Genomic DNA, 19092 nt, shown 5'->3' with positions numbered 1-19092 from the left:
GGCAAAATCGTTAATAATTCATGAGCTCTGGGTTACGCAGATAATGGTTATTCTTCGTGTTTTTCATTATATTTGAGCAGGCTGTACATAAGAATCGCAATTGTAGAGCATATTATTGTTAATAGTAAATTTGGTAAAATACCATAGCGAAAAAATTTTCCTACTATATATATTCCGATAGCCCCAAACATCATATTGCAGAATGAGAGGACTGCACTACCAAGCCCTATACCTTTGATTGTTTCTAAAGCAGAAGTTACGTTATTGCTTATTATTAATGCAAGTCCGATATTGGCTGGAATCCAGGCAACTTGAAGAATTAATATATTTAACTTGTCCGCGAAATAAAAATATACCAATAAACTATCGGATATTATCGGTAACACCAAACCTATTATTAGCATTTTGCTAACCCCTACTTTTGGTACATACCTTCTATTAATTAAAGTTCCAATTATGTAAAATATGACTATGATCGATATGAGGTAGCCAAAATACTGTACTTCAATGCCCATTGATTCAAATATGAAAGGGTAGTTAGCAACATATGCCCAAAGCCACATGAAAGTTAATCCATGAATGGCTGAAAACCCAAGGAAACGATAATTTATAAATATTGATATATATTGCTTGAAGATATTAGTAGTTATACTGGTTTCATTTTTATTTACAGTGAGTGTTTCTTGTAACTTAAAGTAAATAAGAATAAGCATAGCAATTGCTGCAAGTGATATAATAAAAAACAAAAATTTCCAATGATAACCATGTGAAATTATATAACTGCCCACCACTGGAGCTATTCCAGGTGAGAGTGCCACAACCATATTTAACTTTGAAATTACTCTCGAGTATTCACTACCCGAGTACATATCCCTTATTGCTGCATACCCAACAACACCTGCAACACCAGCCCCTGCTCCTTGTATGAAGCGAATTAGTATCAAGAGCATAATACTGTCGGCTATATAACACATGACACTTGCCAAAGTAAAAATTGTCATACCAATCAGCATCATTGGACGCCTACCATAATGGTCCGATAATGGACCATAAATTAATCCAGATACTGCAACTCCAACTAGATTCAAGCTAATTGTAAGCTGCACTACACTGCCTTCTACTTTAAAATAATTGGCAATGCTTGGTAGTGCAACTGAGTATAGGTCAGTTGCCATATCGACAATTGCTACAGACAATATCATAATAAGAGAGATGATATTTTGCGAAAGAGCTGTTTTCACTTAATGATTTACTGGACTAAATATATTTAATTATAATATATTTTTTTCATTAGTATATTACTGAAATTAAAAGTAGCTATTCGAGAAAAGGAGTTTATTCAGTATTGGGCTTCAAAACCATATATGTCGCTCCACCAATTGCTAACGCAGATGTTGTAATTGCAGCAACTGCTCCCACTATAGGCAGAAATCCAACTGTAAATACTGTTGCAAAGAGCGTTGCCGCTACAGTTGCACCAAGTGCTGCTGTTGATCCACCACTAACAATACCCCACTTGGTCGCATCATATCCTTGTTGTTTTATTTCTGCAACCCTAAAAATCTGTACCAAATTTTCGTCTGTAGCTAACTCTCTTGGAGTCTTACCATCAATATCCTTCGATAAAGGATTTTTCCCTTTTTCCAGTAAAGATTCTACTATTTCTGTACAGTCGTAAATAGCAGCTAGGTGTAAGGAAGTACTACCTTTTAGTAACTTGTGCGTCTTGCTTTCTACTACACATCTCACTAAACGCTCTACGACTTCTTTCATTTTTGGCTCTTCTTCCATTAGGCACTTAACTATTTTTGTGTGATTGTTATAGAAAGCAGTACTTAAAGGAGTATCTCCATCCTTATTCATTGAACTCAGATCTGATCCTTTTTCCATCAGAAGTTTTACTATGTCTGTATGACCATTGGAAGCAGCTAAGTGCAGGGAAGTATTTCCTTCTTTATTTACTACACTAAGGTCTGATCCTTTTTCCATCAGAAGTTTTACTATGTCTGTATGACCATTGGAAGCAGCTAAGTGCAGGAGAGTATTTTCATTTTGATCTTTTATATCAATATCTGCTCCTTCTTCTAACAGTAATTTTGTAACATTTATATCTCCAAAATTTGCAGCGAAATGTAGTAATGTAAATTCTTTTGAGCTATCTTTAAAAACATAATTTATATCGAACCTGCATTTTTTCCACTGATCATATTCATGCATCATGTGTTTTATACTATGACGTTCCTGCTCTGATTTTTTGAGCTCATCCTCATATTTCTTGAATTCTATATCAAATTTTGCTTCATTATATTTTAGACTATCACTATATTGCCTATATTCCCAATCGTAATCGGGTGTATTATATTCCAGTTTACCGTTATTAACATTATTACACAGTTCCTGTAATAACTCATTATCGGACTTGTGTTTTAGCAAATTTATCTTTCTGTTATAATCTTTATTCAATGACTGTATCTCTCTATTGTGATCGTAATTCAGCAGCTGCATTTTGTGGCAAATAGATTGACGGCATTCATTGATTTCATTTGATCTTCTTGTGTTATATTCTTGTAATTCATCTGCTATCGTTATAGCTACATCTTTATAGCTACATCTTTTGTAAAAGACAAGATTTAATGTGACAGACAAGAATTAACTGACAGAAGAATTGAGGTAGTCAAAACTAATATCAGGCTCTTGTTTAATGCTACTAATGTTTTTCTGAAAAGCAATATATTTACTATCAAAAAACGTTTGCATAGGTGTTTTGCCATAGCAATACTTACCCGAGTGAGGCCTTGTCTCATTATAAGAACGCAACCAATAATCAACATCAATCTGTAGATCTTCCAAAGAATTGTAGATTTTCTTTCTAAAGATAATATTGTAACACTCATCTTGCATGGTTCTATGAAATCTTTCACATATGCCATTGGTTTGTGGAGAGTTGGCTTTGGTTCTAGAATGATCGATATTTTCGATTCCCAAATATAACTGATAAGCGTGATTTTCTGGCTTGCCACAATACTCTGTACCCCTATCAGTTAGAATGCGTAATAATGGAATTTTCTGCTCATCAAAAAATGGAATAACTCTATCGTTGAGGAGGTCTGCAGCTGTAATAGCTGTTCTGTCCGTGTAAAGTTTAACCATTGCAACTCTCGAATAAGTATCAACAAAAGTCTGCTGATAAATTAGCCCTATACCTTTGATATTGCCCACATAATAGGTATCTTGAGAACCCAAATAACCTGGATGTTGTGTCTCAATTTCACCATGAGCTTCCCTTTGTTCTTTAACTTTTTCTAAAGCTGTAAGTTGTTCTTCAGTTAAAATGATTCCTTCTTAAGCTACTTTTGTCTCTAGCGCTTTAAGTCTCTTTTTGAGAGTTTCAAGGTCATTTCTTAGCCATACAGACCTTACTCCTCCCTGAGAAATTATTATACCTCTTTTTCTCAGTTCATTTGCAGCTCTTTCTTGCCCATATGCTGGAAATTCTGTTGCTATACCAATCACTGCTCTTTCTATATCGTCGGAAACTCTGTTCGCTAATAGCGGTTTTTTCTTACTTATTTCATGTAATGCTTCCTCTCCTCCATTTTCATATAACTCCTTAAACCGATAAAATGTATCTCTTGAGTATCCCATCACTTTGCATGCTTGAGATACATTTCCTAGTTGTTTTGCTAGCTCTAATAACCCTAGCTTTGGTTTTAGTATTTTTGTTTGTATTGTACTCATTTCTAACACTCCTTTCTTTTATTATTTTATAACTTACTTATTTTAAGTGTCAGATCAAGTCCTATTTAATACATATGATACGTATCAAAATAGTTATGACATGGATTAATAGCATAAGGTCCCTGTGCAGGCGTATAAGGCGTATACACTGGTAAAGTTGGTACTGGCAAGTTAGAAGCTGTACATGGATTAATAGCATAAGGCCCCTGTGCAGGCGTATAAGGCGTACACACTGGTAAAGTTGGTACTGGCAAGTTAGAAGCTGTACATGGTAGTTTTGGTAAATTATTGTAATGAGAAAACATAATAATCCTTAAAAAAATACTATGAGATTATTATAAATCAAAATGATTAAAAATTTAATAACTTTAATTATAAATCTAGCATACCAACTAACGGTATGATTTAAATTTTCTTTCAATTCCACTGTATCTTCGCCAGTTTTGCATATAGCCCGTCTTTACTCATTAGAGAGTCATGAGTTCCTACTTCTTCTACTTTTCCATGATTAATTACTATAATCTTGTCAGTTTTGAGCGCGGTTGATAGTCTGTGTGTAATTACGATCGTTGTTCTGTTTTGCATTAACTTGCTCAATGCTTTTTGCACGAAGTTCTCACTTTTATAATCAAGGGCAGAAGTTGCTTCATCCAGTATTAAGACCTGAGGGTTTTTGAGTATGGCTCTTGCTATTATAATACGTTGTTTTTGCCCTTCAGAAAGTTTTAATCCTCTTTTTCCTACAAATGTATCAAATTTATCAGGCAGCTTATAAATAAATTCCATCGCATAAGCGCTGATAGCTGCTTGCTTCACCTCTTCATATTCAGCATCTGGTTTACCATATAGTATATTTTCCATTATTGAGCAAGAGAATATTATGTTATCTTGTGGCACTAAGCCAAACAACGATCTGAGGTCATTTAACGCAATTGACTTAATATTGTGCCCATCGATAGTAATGCTGCCTCTGCTTGGATCATGAAAACGGAGCAGAAGTTTTAAAATGGTGCTTTTACCACTGCCAGATGGTCCAACAATTGACACTGCTTGACCTGCCTCTATAGAAAATGATACGTTATTTAACGCTGGCTTATCAGACTGAGATTCATAAAAAAATGTCACGCCATTAAACGAAATTCCTTTTTGAACACTACAAATTTTTATAGGATCATTGGCATCTGCTATAGAGCTTTTTATATTTTTAAATTCAAATAAACGCTCTACTATTCCAAGACCTCGTTGTAAATCACTGATATTATCGCTCAAATTATTTATAGCTCCTGCCGCAAGCGCTGAATAAAACACAAATGAGGAGAGTTCTCCAATAGTTATATTATTGCTTAAGACTTCTTTAATACCGAAGAAGAGCAAAACAACTAGTGAACCTATCACACACGTGATAACTAGAGTTACTAAAATAGCACGCAGGAGTACTAATTTTACGTATGATTTTGATACTGAGTTTAAATGTTCCTTAAAACGGATTTTTTCGTTTTCTTCGAGTACAAACGATTTGATGGTTACGATAGACCGAAAATTTTCCTCACTAAGTGATGCAAGCTCACTTAATTTATCTTGAGCAAAGCGTGCATAATTGCGCACTTTTTTTCCAAGTGAGGTCATGATAATGAGTAGTATAGGTATTATTGCAGCTGCATACGCAGTTAGTTGTATATTTGTATATAATAACATGGCAACACTGCCAATTAATATTACAAAATTTCGCAATATGGTGAGTAGGCTGCTATTTATTATTGATTGCAGCGCAGAGGTATCAGTAATGAGTGCTGAGATAACATCTTGTACGCCTGTGTTCTCAAAGAAACTTGGTTGCAAGTCAGTGATACTGCTATATAAGTCATATCTGATTCTTGCGATAACTTTCTCGCTGCCAATGCCAATGAAATATAACCGAGTAAATGCAGTGAGAGAAATGGCTAAAACTATAAGTATTGCAACTAATAGTTTGGTAGTAAAATCGTGCTCTGTGCCAGAATCAATTATATTGCTTAAGCCTCTGCCAAAGAGGAGGATCGTTAAGGCTGAAAATAAAACTGCAATAAAAGCTATGATGAAATAAAATAGATTAGGCTTTATATAGCAAAATAACTCTCTAATATTAGATCGCATCGTATTTTGAAGTTTCTAAAGTTAAGTATATAGATTTTAGTTTCAGGGGAAAGGGGAAAGGTGTAGCACAATAGCTAACGTCATACCGTGTACAAACGTTGCAATTTTTAAGCAAAGTGATGTTGTTCAAGTAGCTGACACTTGGGGTCTATGTTTTTTCTGGTCACACGCTGGAATGACAAAGTGAGCGTGCGTAGGTGTCATCCCAGTACTCCTTTCTCGTCATCCCAGTGCCTATTTCTTTGTCATCCCAGTGCCCAGACTACTTGGATCCAGGAAAAAGAATGATGTCATGCAAGTAGCCTCCTTCTCCTGTCATCCCAGTGCGTGACACTGGGATCCAGAAGACTTAATTTCAACCAAATAATAAAGGCTAGATCCCAGTGTCACGCACTGGGATGACACCCTACTAGCGGAAGTTACTCTCAAATGTTTGTTCATGTTGCTATAAATATTAAGAAATTTACCAAACGAAAAAAAAGGCAAAAGAAGCCCTGGTCATTGTCTATTTTCAGTATTTGGCGTTTTTTAAGTCTTAAACACTGCAATTTAGCTGCTTTTAAGTGCAACTAACCTTAGCTAAAATGTTTAAGAAATTTACTAGGCAGAAAAAAAGGCAAAAGAAACCCCGTGGTAATTAGTGTTCACTCTCTAATCCTGCAAATTGGCGTACTATACTGTCTTAAACGACTTATAAGCGCGTTTCAGCTTATATAGGTAAAAACCCAGAAATGTTGTGAAGACATAAGGTGCACATAGTGCAAAAAATTAAAAATAAGACGCCAACTACGTTGTTTTCTTGCTGTTTAATCTGCATAGATGAAGATAACTGAATACCTTCAGTTTCATGATAAGGGGGCTGGCGGAGTTTGTCAAGGAAGTTTTTTCGTTTCTATTCCCAAGAAAAGTTCGTCATATGGTTATGCAAGAAGTCTATTCGTGTAGTTGTCTAGTTATAAATCACTCACAATTGATATGCTTGAATTATTCTCAGTAAATAAATCAAGCATAATGTTAGGTATTCTACCATCAACTATGTGAACAACTCCAGCACATTCCTCTACCATTTTAGTATATGCCATAAGCCTTCCAATAAATTTTTCTCCTTGAATTTTGCCACAATCAATCGATGCATTTAAATTTTTAACAGATATCTTCCTGCCACCAATTTTATCTATTTCTTCACCTGTATCGCTAAAGGTTATCATTTTAGATGCAGAAACTGCAATTGCAATTGCGCTTGCAGCACTATCAGCATCAATATGATATGTTTCCCCATTTTTTCCATGACCAATTGGTGCAATAACTGGTATAAAATCTGATTCTTCAATAAAAAATAATATATCAGGATTGATTTCAGTGGGCCTACCGATGAATCCCATGTCTAGTATTTTTTCGATGTTATTTGATCTGTCTTCCTTAAGCGTAGTGCTTATCTTTTCAGCTTTTATTAAGTTGCCGTCTTTTCCACATAATCCAATAGCTGAACCACCAGCAGAATTTATATGCTGAACAATTTTTTTATTAATTGAACCACATAGCGCCATTTCAATGATTTTCATAGTGTCTTTGTCTGTAAGTCTGATACCATTCACAAACTTACTGTCCATACCCAGCATTTTTAACACCGAGTTAATTTCATATTCTCCGTCATGAACTATCACCGGATTTATACCAAGCTGTTTCAATAAGACAACATTATGCACAAAAGTATTAAATAGTATTTCATCTGAGATCGTTATGCCGCCACATTTGATAACAAAAGTTTCGCCCACAAAGCTAGGTATATTAGATAACACTTCAATTAATATTTCTGCTTTTTGTTTAAATAATACCTCATCCCTTAAAAATTCACTGCTCTTCATTCCTTTATCTTGTAAACTTGAAAAACTCATCTCTTACCTTGATTATTTTATGCTTAACACGGATGCTTATTTGATGAATTGACACATTCTCATTATTAATCCATTTTTGAGTATCTTCTAGAATGGCATCTAGGCTTTTTTGACTCACTTTATCTATTTTTGTTAGCACAACGTTAAAGTTAATATTATTATATATTAACCAATAAATGAAGTCTTTGTCTATTTCTTTTAATCCTACCTTGCTATCTATCAACACAAACACTCTTCTTAGATTTTTTCTTTGAATTAGATAATACTCAATTAAGTTTAAATATTGTATAATTTCCTCCTTACCTGCATGAGAATAACCATACCCTGGTAGGTCAACAAGTCTGAACTTATCATTGTACATAGAATAAAAATTTATTTGTCTAGTGCATCCAGGTTTAGAGGAAACTCTAGCAGCTTTTTTGCTGTTTATCAGTAAGTTGATCAGACTGGATTTTCCTACATTTGATCTACCAGCAAATGCAATCTCTGGAGCCGACTCATCTGGTAATGATTTTTTGTCTGAAGCCCCAAATATGAAATTGCAGCTTGCTGTTATTTGTCTTGTCATTATATTCTAAGTAGAAATATCCAAGGTAGAGGTATATTATAGTGTTATTGCTTGATATAAGAAGTTTTTTATTTCAGTATATATTACTTAGCTAGATCTGTGCTATATGAATATGGAGAATAATTTACAAGACTTAAAGAAAAAATTTAATGATATAGAGAGGAATTTGGAAAATCCTACCAATTTAAGTCAAAAAGAATTCATTAACCTTTCAAAGGAATACTCTGAGTTCAGGCCAATAATCAAGATAATTGATGAATATAACACGCTGAAAGAGGAAATTTCAGACTTAGAGGAAATAATGAAAGATGAAAACAGCGAAGGTGATATAAAAGAGTTAGCAAAAGAAGAATTTTTCGAAAAGCACAAGGTATTATTACCAAAAGTAAAAGCAAAACTAAAGTTAGCATTATTGCCTAAAGATGAAGATGACTCAAGAAATGCAATATTGGAAATCAGAGCAGGTACAGGAGGAGAAGAAGCAGCATTATTTGCAGCAATGTTATTTCGTATGTATCAAAAATATGCAGAAAGAAGAAATTGGAAGTTCGAGCCAATAAGCATTTCTAATACAGGTATAGGTGGCTATAAGGAAGCTTCTGCACTCATTAATGGAACAGAAGTTTTTGCAAGGTTGAAATTTGAATCAGGAGCACACAGAGTACAGAGAGTGCCAGAAACTGAATCCTCAGGAAGGTTACATACCTCTGCCGCTACTGTTGCGATATTACCTGAAGTAGAAGAGGTTGACTTTAAAATAGAAGAAAAAGATTTACGAATAGATGTTTATAGATCAAGTGGTCCAGGTGGGCAGTCGGTGAATACAACCGATAGTGCAGTAAGGGTCACCCACTTGCCAACAGGAATAGTTGTGATACAGCAAGACGAAAAATCGCAGCACAAAAATAAAGCTAAAGCACTTAAAGTCTTGAGAGCAAGGCTATACGAAATTGAAAGGCAAAAAAAAGAAATGGAAAGGTCAACAATGAGGAAAAGTCAAATTGGCTCTGGAGATCGCTCCGAGCGTATAAGGACATATAACTTTCCACAATCAAGAATAACAGACCACAGAATTAATCTAACTTCACATCGGCTAGAGCAGATTATAAAAGAAGGTGAACTAGATGAATTTATTGAGGCATTAATTTCACGTAATGAAGCAGAAAGATTGGCCGGGGAAAGTTAATCGCTCACATCTGTAAAAAGATCATTAATTATACCGGATCTTTTAAAAACAATAAACAGGCAGTAAAAACAAGTTTTAGTACTATCGCGGATAGAACAAGAACAGCTACACTAATTGCTTGACCATTGTAAACGTAGCTTGTTAAGCCGATAAAAATAGCCATGATAAAAGCTCTAATGAACGAGAATGCAGAAGAAGCTGTGCCTTTAATTTCAGGGAAAACATTTATTGATGCATTAAAAATCACTGGCTGGCACATTGCACAACCGATAGAAAAAATAATCATAGATAGTGTTACCAAGTAGTAAGAGTGGGGCATAATTACACTGAATATTACAAGCAACAGAGATCCAATAGCAGTCACGCCTGTACCAGAAATTACACACCATATCGCTCCAAGCTTCTGCAAGATTTTGCCAGCAAATAGACTGATGAGTGAGAAGCACCCAACTATTGCACCTTGATGTAGTGCATAAATAGTGCTAGATAAACCAAAAGTCTTCATATACAGAAAAGGTCCACAAGTGATGAATGACATATAAGCGGCAGAAAAGAGGCTTGACATTAAAGACAACGTAACAAACCTCGGACTAGATAGTAGTTTTCTGTAATCTTTCGTCATTTTTTTTAAACTAAAAATATCGCGGTCCTTTTTTGTTTCTGGTAACAGAAAAAGCAGCAAAACCCAAGAGATCAAACAAATTACCGCAACACTTGCATAATTGCCACGCCATCCTACAATTTCATTGATGAAACTGCCTAACACTGACGCAATTGCCATGACAACTGTAAGAACAGAATTCATGATTCCAATAAATTTCACTGTTTCGTTACCTTTATAGCTGTCTGCAACGATTGCAAATACAACTACAGACGTGCTAACACCAATGCCCTGAACAAAGCGAGAGATTAAAAGCCAAAAAATCGACGGTGCAAAAACACAACCAACAGCGCCGATTAATAACAAAGTGTTACCTATGATCATAATCCTTCTTCTGCCATAGCATTCAGACAATGGGCCAAAAAACAACCCTCCTATGCAAAAGCCTAGGAAATTATAAGGCTGTATTAAATAGGACTTGATCTGACACTTAAAATAAGTAAGTTATAAAATAATAAAAGAAAGGAGTGTTAGAAATGAGTACAATACAAACAAAAATACTAAAACCAAAGCTAGGGTTATTAGAGCTAGCAAAACAACTAGGAAATGTATCTCAAGCATGCAAAGTGATGGGATACTCAAGAGATACATTTTATCGGTTTAAGGAGTTATATGAAAATGGAGGAGAGGAAGCATTACATGAAATAAGTAAGAAAAAACCGCTATTAGCGAACAGAGTTTCCGACGATATAGAAAGAGCAGTGATTGGTATAGCAACAGAATTTCCAGCATATGGGCAAGAAAGAGCTGCAAATGAACTGAGAAAAAGAGGTATAATAATTTCTCAGGGAGGAGTAAGGTCTGTATGGCTAAGAAATGACCTTGAAACTCTCAAAAAGAGACTTAAAGCGCTAGAGACAAAAGTAGCTTAAGAAGGAATCATTTTAACTGAAGAACAACTTACAGCTTTAGAAAAAGTTAAAGAACAAAGGGAAGCTCATGGTGAAATTGAGACACAACATCCAGGTTATTTGGGTTCTCAAGATACCTATTATGTGGGCAATATCAAAGGTATAGGGCTAATTTATCAGCAGACTTTTGTTGATACTTATTCGAGAGTTGCAATGGTTAAACTTTACACGGACAGAACAGCTATTACAGCTGCAGACCTCCTCAACGATAGAGTTATTCCATTTTTTGATGAGCAGAAAATTCCATTATTACGCATTCTAACTGATAGGGGTACAGAGTATTGTGGCAAGCCAGAAAATCACGCTTATCAGTTATATTTGGGAATCGAAAATATCGATCATTCTAGAACCAAAGCCAACTCTCCACAAACCAATGGCATATGTGAAAGATTTCATAGAACCATGCAAGATGAGTGTTACAATATTATCTTTAGAAAGAAAATCTACAATTCTTTGGAAGATCTACAGATCGATGTTGATTATTGGTTGCGTTCTTATAATGAGACAAGGCCTCACTCGGGTAAGTATTGCTATGGCAAAACACCTATGCAAACGTTTTTTGATAGTAAATATATTGCTTTTCAGAAAAACATTAGTAGCATTAAACAAGAGCCTGATATTAGTTTTGACTACCTCAATTCTTCTGTCAGTTAATTCTTGTCTGTCACATTAAATCTTGTCTTTTACATAATTTTCCGCCACAAACAATACTTTCTTTGTTTGCTAGTGCAATAGAAGTCTAATCTACTTTCAATTCCCCAGTATGTAAACTGCGCGGTAAGGACTCTAATTCCTTTGTAGTACTTAAACTTTTATTTTTTGCATGTATACCAAGCTTATTGAATTCTCGAGCAGCAGGAAACACCCTTGCTTCAAGAGAACCAGCAGTTTTATTATAATGATCGACAACGCTTTTTAAGCTCCTGCGCAAATTATCAAAGTTTTCGCCCATTGTGCAAATGCGCTCATATAAAATATGACCTAGTTCACTGATTTTCTTTGCATTTTCAGCTATCATTTCTTGCTTCCATCCATACGCTATTGCTCTCAGTAGCGCAATTAAAGTGATCGGTGTTGCAATGATCACTTTTTTTTCCACTCCAATCTCTATCAAAGCAGGCTCATATTCCAGTGCTGCGCTAAAAACCCCCTCCCCTGTTAAGAAAAGCACCACAAGTTCTGGCGTATTTTCAAATTGATTCCAATACTCTTTTTTACCCAAGTCATTTATGTGTTTTTTTATTGCCAGAGAATGATTCTTTAATTTCTCCTTTTGTATTTGCAAATCATTTTGTGATATAGCATCCATGTAAGAATCAAGTGGCACTTTAGCATCTATTATTATTTGCTTTCCAGATGGCATTTTGATTATTAAATCAGGACGCAATAAATTATCCTCGTTTTTATCAACCACTGACGGCTGAGTAAAAAAATCGCAATATTCAATCATTCCTGCTATTTCTACCACTCTTTTGAGTTGCATTTCACCCCACTTTCCTCTGATGTGGGGCTTTCTCAAGGCATTAGCAAGACTAGAAGTTTGGTTCATCAGCGCTCCAATTTGCTCCTTTAAACCTTCATAGGCCCCTACCCTCTCCTTTTCTAGCTCACGTATTTCGTTATCGAATTTTTCTAATTTTTCTTTTATCGGAGTTACAACTTCGTTAATCGTTGCTTGTCTTTTTTTAAAATCGCTTTCCGTTTCTTTTAATTTACTATCGATTACTTCCTTCGCTAAGTTCAGAAAATTATTGTTATTTGTCTGCAAAGCATCAAGAGAGAGCGCTTTAAAAGTGTTTGTTAATCTCTCCTCTGCTTTTGTTAGTAATTCTATTTCCTTTTTCTTTTCCTCACGTTCTTTTTGCAGAGTTACTTCAAGTTCTGCTCTTTTGACCCTTAAATCAACTATTTCTTCATTCTTCGTAAGCAAACTTTGTTTTGTCTCTTGAAGTTCTTGCTCTAATTTACATAAATTACCCTCAAGGTTTGCTTTCTTTTCGCTCAGTTTTTTTACGATAATGTAGAAAAATAGTAATAGAGAGACAACCAGAGCTATAGAATTGAAAAGCATCAGAATAAAAAAACTGCGTTTACAATTCTATATGATTTTTGTGTGTATAAGAAAGAAAAAAAGAGCACCTAAAGAGGTGCTCCTTTTGAGGGGTTTCTACAATGATTATGCATTAACTGATAGATCATCACCAACAGTGTGTTGTTCTGCTTCTAAATTAGTAGTAGTTGAGCTTGGTTGTGTAACTGCATCATCTTCTGCATCAAAAAACTCCTCTTCTCTATCAGCTTGCTCTTCTAAAGCAGCAGGTGAGTTTGCTCCCATTTTTATAAGTTGCTTTGCCATTTCTAGTCTTTCTCTTAACAAAAAATCAGATATCTCTGGAGAAAACACTAACTTTGCTCCCTCTGGAATAACAATATCATTAATAGCAGTACCATTAACTTGAGGTTCACTTGGTACTTGACTTCTCGGTTGACTAGTCTCACCTGCTTGATTTGCCTTATTACCAGACCAACAGCTTTTAATGCTGTTCCAACCTGATGAAATTTTTCTTGCAATCCATGAAATTCCTGTGTGATCAGCAATCCACTTAAAAAACTTTTTTATGTTTTTCCACATATTTTACTCCTTAAATTAATAATAAATTAACTTAATTATTTCATAAATGACATAATATGTCAACTATTTTTTACTTTAAAGAGGAAATGTATCAAAAAGAAGTAAAATGGTTCTATAGTTAAACTGACTTAGATTTACCGACAATTTGAAAAACCGTCATTCCGCTACTAGTTAGCGGAATCTATGCCGAGATACCACGAATGAATCGCGGTATGACGTGTTGCTTTGGTCAGCTCTAAAGATGATACTGTGGAAGTTTTTAGTACTTGCTCGCAACTTTCAACAATTTAATAGCACTGGTGTTTACAACCTCTCCGCCGACACGCTTAGTGACAAAAAACCTCACATAAGGTTTATTCGTATAAGGGTCTCGTAATATTCTCATTCCTCTGTTATCTACAATCTTATAAGCTTGTTTGAAATCTGCCATCGCAATTACCGGTAGCTGATTGTTTGGCACCGGTGGCATATCGGCAGATTGATATACTGGTATTCCCATTAAGGTATCTGGAGCTTCAAGCGACAAACTTGGTTGCCAGAGATATTGGCCCTCTTGAGATTTTAGCAGCCTAATGTTCTTCAACGTACTCCTGTTCATCAAAAATGACGCATTTTTGGAATAATATTCGTCCAGAGAGTAATACAACATCATTATTGAATCACTATCTAATTTTTCAGTTTTAACTTGCTCTATTTTATTATAACTGTTTCCATTTTCATAAGTTAAAATTCCTTTGGGTTGAAAAGTACCCTCACCCTTAATGAAGGCTTCGCTTTCTTCCTTACTAAAAGTCTCGGCAATCTTTTCTACCAGCCAACTCTCAACATCGACAAACGCATCATCGAGTAACTTTTGTGATATCTGTGGTTGAGCATATAACTCGTAAGTCGTGATAGAAATCTTTTGGATTTTAGGCGTGTCCGTATCTTTTGCAAAATCATACTTAGATTTATTGCCACCGTCCTCATCATCTACTGTTTCACTGCTCCAACCTGCACCGGCACGATCAAAATCTTCTATAATGTAATCCAATGTTTCAGTAGAGATTCTTTGACTGGAGCATATTTGTCGCATTGGGGACGAATCAGTTACGCGCTTGTTTATGCGTTTTACAATATGCGGAGTAACTAGATACCCTCCGATATCATTATCATCTCCACTGAGGGTTTTGTGTGATAAACCGCTTTCCATTCCCTTGCGGATATAATTAGAAAAATATTTATCACTTGTGCTAAAATCTGTATTTACTTCTGGACGTTGAGCTGCAGTTTCAATCAAGTCTAAACGCTCTTTGCAACTATCAATGGCATTATTTACCTTGCATAGCTGCTCAATCGTTGCAGAATCAGCACGCCCTTTGCTCTCAATTTCTTTTAATTTGCGATCATTTATTAATTTAAATTGTTCCCATGATGAAGCGAGTTCATTAATACGGTAAGCGATATCGGTAAGTGACATAATAGCCTCCTTTGAAAATGAAATGAAAATAAGGTAATAGGAATGGCATCCATAGATGTTTCCCACAGTATTGCAATTTGAGAGCAACCTCTACCAGTAGGGTGTCATTCCAGCGCGTGACGCTGGAATCTAGGAATTTTGCTTATAACTGAGCTGATAAGCTAAGGTGGTTGTCTTACACTAAAACAAACGTTTTTAATTAAGTTGCATAGAAGCTGGATCCCAGTGTCTGGGCACTGCCCACTGGTGGGAATTGCTCCAAAACTACAATGTTCGTACAGTTATGTACTTGACACTGAAATGGCATCATTTTTTATCTGTTGAAAATGTAAACCGGAAAATAGCGTGGCACTTTGTACCACGCTTAGTACTGTAAGCTTAATTCAGTAATTAAATTAAGCGAGGTAAAATAAAAGATAATAACACTATATAACGTTCGTTTTTTTGTGTCAAGCACTTTTTTTTATCTGCTTCAATTAGTAAGGGATTTCAATATTAATTCTGCACTACTTGCAGTTTTTGTAATGGGTCTGCCAATGACGATATAATCAGCTCCTAAATTTATTGCTTCTCTTGGTGTTGCTGTTCTTTTTTGGTCGTCATGACCTGGATCTATACGAATTCCTGGAGTAATAATTTTCAAGTCTTCACCGCATTCTCGGCGCACTTCTTGAGCTTCCAATGCAGAACAGACTATTCCATGGAGTCCAATCTTTTTTGCAAGCTTTGCAAGCAAAATTACCTGTGATTTTACCTCTCTTGCTACTCCAAGCTCGTCTAAATCCTCACTGCTCATACTAGTTAGCATTGTTACTCCAATCAGCTTTATTTTTGTGCCTTGCACCACACTTAGCGCTTCTTCAAGCATTTTTGTTCCACCGCTAATGTGCAGAGTTAACATTTCAATGCTCAGAACTTTTATTACTTCAACTGTTTTAGCTACAGTGTTTGGAATGTCATGCAATTTCAGATCTAAAAAAATTGGTACATTGCATTTTGCAACTTCTTGCACTCCAGAGAGACCATGAGCAGCAAAAAATTCTAATCCCAGCTTTACCATGCCAACTTTACCACGCAGAGTATTAGCTAGAGAAATAGCCTCATTTAAGTCTTGTGTATCCAGTGCGCATATTATTGGGTTCATTATATACCTCCTTGCATGATTTATTTTATAATAAGACTAATTGTTGTATTTTCAAGTTCTACATTCCGAAATTGACTGCGTTTACAACGTTCTGTCCACAGTAAATCTGGCGGTTTGGCCGGGGTGGATGGGCGACTAACATATCCAAGATCCTCCAGTAAAAAATCAAACGCTTCCTCTGATGGTGATTCACATTTAGAATCTTTCACAAGTTCTTGCAAATGTTGTACAGCTGTTTCTTTTAATTCTTTTAACAAAGATTTTGTTACTTGAACCTCATCAGACACTTTTTTTAATACTGTTTCTATATTATCATCTCTACTTCTTTTTATTGATTCTTCTACCTCGCATGTTATATGTTGTATCACTCGTTGTATAAGACTCGCTACTTTCTTCAAATCTTCTTCAAGTTGCTCTATTTGACTGTCTTGCTCTAAAAGTGAATCTTGTAACTCCTTTACCTTATTGTCATAATCTTTTCCTATTCCGTCTAACTCACAACATTGACTATTAATGCAATCATTTGCATCACGTAACTCTTCAGATTTCTCTTTTAATTCTTGAGATAAGTTTTTATTTTTCTGATTAATTTCTTTAAATCTACATTGTAACTTATCTAATTCTACATAAAGTTCTTCTTGTTTTTTATACAATTCTTCTTTTTTATTATATAATATATGTTTTTCTTTACATAATTTTTCTATTTCCTTACATAATTCCTCTTTTTCTTTAGATAATTTTTCTATTTCTTTATGAACTTCTTTGTTTTGTAATTCTTCATATTTATTATTGTCTACTTTCCTTTTCAATTCCGTTATACGTTCTTCTTTTTTAGCTATATCATTTTCTTTTTCTTGTAACTGTTCACATAAACGCGAGATTTTACAAAGTAATTCTTCTTCTTGCTCACCAAGCTCATCTTTTTCCTTCATTATTTTTTCTAATTTGCCTGTTATTTCAAATACAAGGTTTATTTTAGCTTCTAATTTTTGCTCTAAAGATTCTTTTTCTTCAAGAAGAGATTCTCTCTCAACTTCTGACTCATTTACTTTCTGATCCAATTTTTTTGCTCTCTTGTCTAAATTTTGCTTTTCTCGAGTTAATTCACGTGATTGATTCTTTAATTTTTCCACTTCTTTGTTTGCAGCTTCTTCAGCTTCCTTTCCTAGAGTTATTTTATTTTCTAACTCTTGCTCTTTCTGAGCGAATTTATTTCTCTCAACTTCCAGTTTCTTATTATTACTAATTATTTTATACGAAAGTGCAAGCACCAAAACAGATAATGTAGCTAAAGCAAGAATTAGAGGAAGAGGCACATTAGAAGTTACAATAAGCGCTAAAGATGTAAGTAACGTAAGAGTAGCTAAGGAACTAGCTACAAAATAAAATGTGTTAGCTTTGTTAAACTGTATTAAATAGGACTTGATCTGACACTTAAAATAAGTAAGTTATAAAATAATAAAAGAAAGGAGTGTTAGAAATGAGTACAATACAAACAAAAATACTAAAACCAAAGCTAGGGTTATTAGAGCTAGCAAAACAACTAGGAAATGTATCTCAAGCATGCAAAGTGATGGGATACTCAAGAGATACATTTTATCGGTTTAAGGAGTTATATGAAAATGGAGGAGAGGAAGCATTACATGAAATAAGTAAGAAAAAACCGCTATTAGCGAACAGAGTTTCCGACGATATAGAAAGAACAGTGATTGGTATAGCAACAGAATTTCCAGCATATGGGCAAGAAAGAGCTGCAAATGAACTGAGAAAAAGAGGTATAATAATTTCTCAGGGAGGAGTAAGGTCTGTATGGCTAAGAAATGACCTTGAAACTCTCAAAAAGAGACTTAAAGCGCTAGAGACAAAAGTAGCTTAAGAAGGAATCATTTTAACTGAAGAACAACTTACAGCTTTAGAAAAAGTTAAAGAACAAAGGGAAGCTCATGGTGAAATTGAGACACAACATCCAGGTTATTTGGGTTCTCAAGATACCTATTATGTGGGCAATATCAAAGGTATAGGGCTAATTTATCAGCAGACTTTTGTTGATACTTATTCGAGAGTTGCAATGGTTAAACTTTACACGGACAGAACAGCTATTACAGCTGCAGACCTCCTCAACGATAGAGTTATTCCATTTTTTGATGAGCAGAAAATTCCATTATTACGCATTCTAACTGATAGGGGTACAGAGTATTGTGGCAAGCCAGAAAATCACGCTTATCAGTTATATTTGGGAATCGAAAATATCGATCATTCTAGAACCAAAGCCAACTCTCCACAAACCAATGGCATATGTGAAAGATTTCATAGAACCATGCAAGATGAGTGTTACAATATTATCTTTAGAAAGAAAATCTACAATTCTTTGGAAGATCTACAGATTGATGTTGATTATTGGTTGCGTTCTTATAATGAGACAAGGCCTCACTCGGGTAAGTATTGCTATGGCAAAACACCTATGCAAACGTTTTTTGATAGTAAATATATTGCTTTTCAGAAAAACATTAGTAGCATTAAACAAGAGCCTGATATTAGTTTTGACTACCTCAATTCTTCTGTCAGTTAATTCTTGTCTGTCAGATTAAATCTTGTCTTTTACAGTTAAACAAACTGCTCATTACTCCCCTCCCCTCATGAACAAAACTTCAGCAGTCTTGTATATATTTATTAAAATTCTCTTATCTGTGATAGTGCTGCACCTACAACAAACTTCCCATCTTCAGTTTGCTAGCTAAAAATGGCTAAGGTTTTATGTATCCAGT

13 protein-coding genes and 3 pseudogenes are annotated in these 19092 nt (G+C 35.0%); 3 read left to right on the top strand and 13 right to left on the bottom strand.

The genetic code is table 11. The features are described from left to right. Positions 1-47: 47 nt before the first annotated feature. The 7 genes and pseudogenes from ACE38O_RS02715 to yihA all read right to left on the bottom strand — a co-directional run bounded on the left by ACE38O_RS02715 (position 48) and on the right by yihA (position 8334). Entirely contained in the window at positions 48-1202 is a 1155-nt protein-coding gene (locus ACE38O_RS02715) for a multidrug effflux MFS transporter (RefSeq protein ID WP_374699069.1), read from the bottom strand. Positions 1203-1335: 133 nt separating this feature from the next. Then, positions 1336-2646, bottom strand: coding sequence for an ankyrin repeat domain-containing protein (locus ACE38O_RS02710; RefSeq protein ID WP_374699004.1), 1311 nt, complete (start codon positions 2644-2646; stop codon positions 1336-1338). A 3-nt stretch (positions 2647-2649) separates the two neighbouring features. Further along, positions 2650-3738, bottom strand: a pseudogene (locus ACE38O_RS02705) (IS481 family transposase). 417 nt (positions 3739-4155) lie between these two features. Next, positions 4156-5871 carry an ABC transporter ATP-binding protein gene (locus ACE38O_RS02700; protein ID WP_374699003.1) on the bottom strand — a complete coding sequence of 572 codons (1716 nt, stop codon included), beginning with the start codon at positions 5869-5871 and terminating at the stop codon, positions 4156-4158. A 315-nt stretch (positions 5872-6186) separates the two neighbouring features. After that, positions 6187-6312 (bottom strand): hypothetical protein, encoded by a 126-nt coding sequence (locus ACE38O_RS02695; protein ID WP_374698425.1) that lies wholly within the window; start codon positions 6310-6312, stop codon positions 6187-6189. Positions 6313-6824: 512 nt separating this feature from the next. Beyond that, positions 6825-7736, bottom strand: a complete 912-nt coding sequence (gene argB, locus ACE38O_RS02690) for an acetylglutamate kinase (RefSeq protein ID WP_374699068.1) — start codon at positions 7734-7736, stop codon at positions 6825-6827. Positions 7737-7740: 4 nt separating this feature from the next. Then, positions 7741-8334, bottom strand: a complete 594-nt coding sequence (yihA, locus tag ACE38O_RS02685; protein ID WP_374699002.1) for a ribosome biogenesis GTP-binding protein YihA/YsxC — start codon at positions 8332-8334, stop codon at positions 7741-7743. Between the two features lie 106 nt (positions 8335-8440). On the opposite strand from yihA, the gene prfA reads away from it, so the two are divergent. Beyond that, positions 8441-9520 carry a peptide chain release factor 1 gene (gene prfA, locus ACE38O_RS02680; protein WP_374699001.1) on the top strand — a complete coding sequence of 360 codons (1080 nt, stop codon included), beginning with the start codon at positions 8441-8443 and terminating at the stop codon, positions 9518-9520. 28 nt (positions 9521-9548) lie between these two features. On the opposite strand, the gene ACE38O_RS02675 is transcribed toward prfA, so the two are convergent. After that, entirely contained in the window at positions 9549-10535 is a 987-nt protein-coding gene (locus ACE38O_RS02675; RefSeq protein WP_374699067.1) for an MFS transporter, read from the bottom strand. A 122-nt stretch (positions 10536-10657) separates the two neighbouring features. Here ACE38O_RS02675 and ACE38O_RS02670 point away from each other — a divergent pair. Continuing rightward, positions 10658-11746 (top strand): annotated as a pseudogene (locus ACE38O_RS02670) (IS481 family transposase). A gap of 85 nt (positions 11747-11831) precedes the next feature. Here the strand turns inward: ACE38O_RS02670 and rmuC are convergent. From rmuC to ACE38O_RS02645, 5 genes are all read right to left on the bottom strand, one after another. Beyond that, positions 11832-13163, bottom strand: coding sequence for a DNA recombination protein RmuC (gene rmuC / locus ACE38O_RS02665; RefSeq protein ID WP_374699000.1), 1332 nt, complete (start codon positions 13161-13163; stop codon positions 11832-11834). Positions 13164-13268: 105 nt separating this feature from the next. Further along, positions 13269-13724: a hypothetical protein gene (locus ACE38O_RS02660; RefSeq protein WP_374698999.1), complete on the bottom strand. Its 456-nt coding sequence runs from the start codon at positions 13722-13724 to the stop codon at positions 13269-13271. A gap of 259 nt (positions 13725-13983) precedes the next feature. Continuing rightward, complete coding sequence (locus ACE38O_RS02655; protein WP_374698998.1) at positions 13984-15183, bottom strand: phage major capsid protein; 1200 nt, start codon at positions 15181-15183, stop codon at positions 13984-13986. A gap of 472 nt (positions 15184-15655) precedes the next feature. Beyond that, positions 15656-16327: an orotidine-5'-phosphate decarboxylase gene (pyrF, locus tag ACE38O_RS02650; RefSeq protein ID WP_374698997.1), complete on the bottom strand. Its 672-nt coding sequence runs from the start codon at positions 16325-16327 to the stop codon at positions 15656-15658. Positions 16328-16347: 20 nt separating this feature from the next. Next, complete coding sequence (locus ACE38O_RS02645) at positions 16348-17643, bottom strand: hypothetical protein (protein ID WP_374698996.1); 1296 nt, start codon at positions 17641-17643, stop codon at positions 16348-16350. A gap of 164 nt (positions 17644-17807) precedes the next feature. On the opposite strand from ACE38O_RS02645, the pseudogene ACE38O_RS02640 reads away from it, so the two are divergent. Beyond that, positions 17808-18896, top strand: a pseudogene (locus tag ACE38O_RS02640) (IS481 family transposase). Positions 18897-19092 lie beyond the last annotated feature (196 nt).

The sequence above is a fragment of the Wolbachia endosymbiont (group B) of Limnophora tigrina genome, assembly GCF_964263235.1.
GTDB lineage: Bacteria > Pseudomonadota > Alphaproteobacteria > Rickettsiales > Anaplasmataceae > Wolbachia.
Note: the sequence above shows the minus strand (reverse complement) of the source record. Positions and strands in the feature narration are given on the sequence as shown.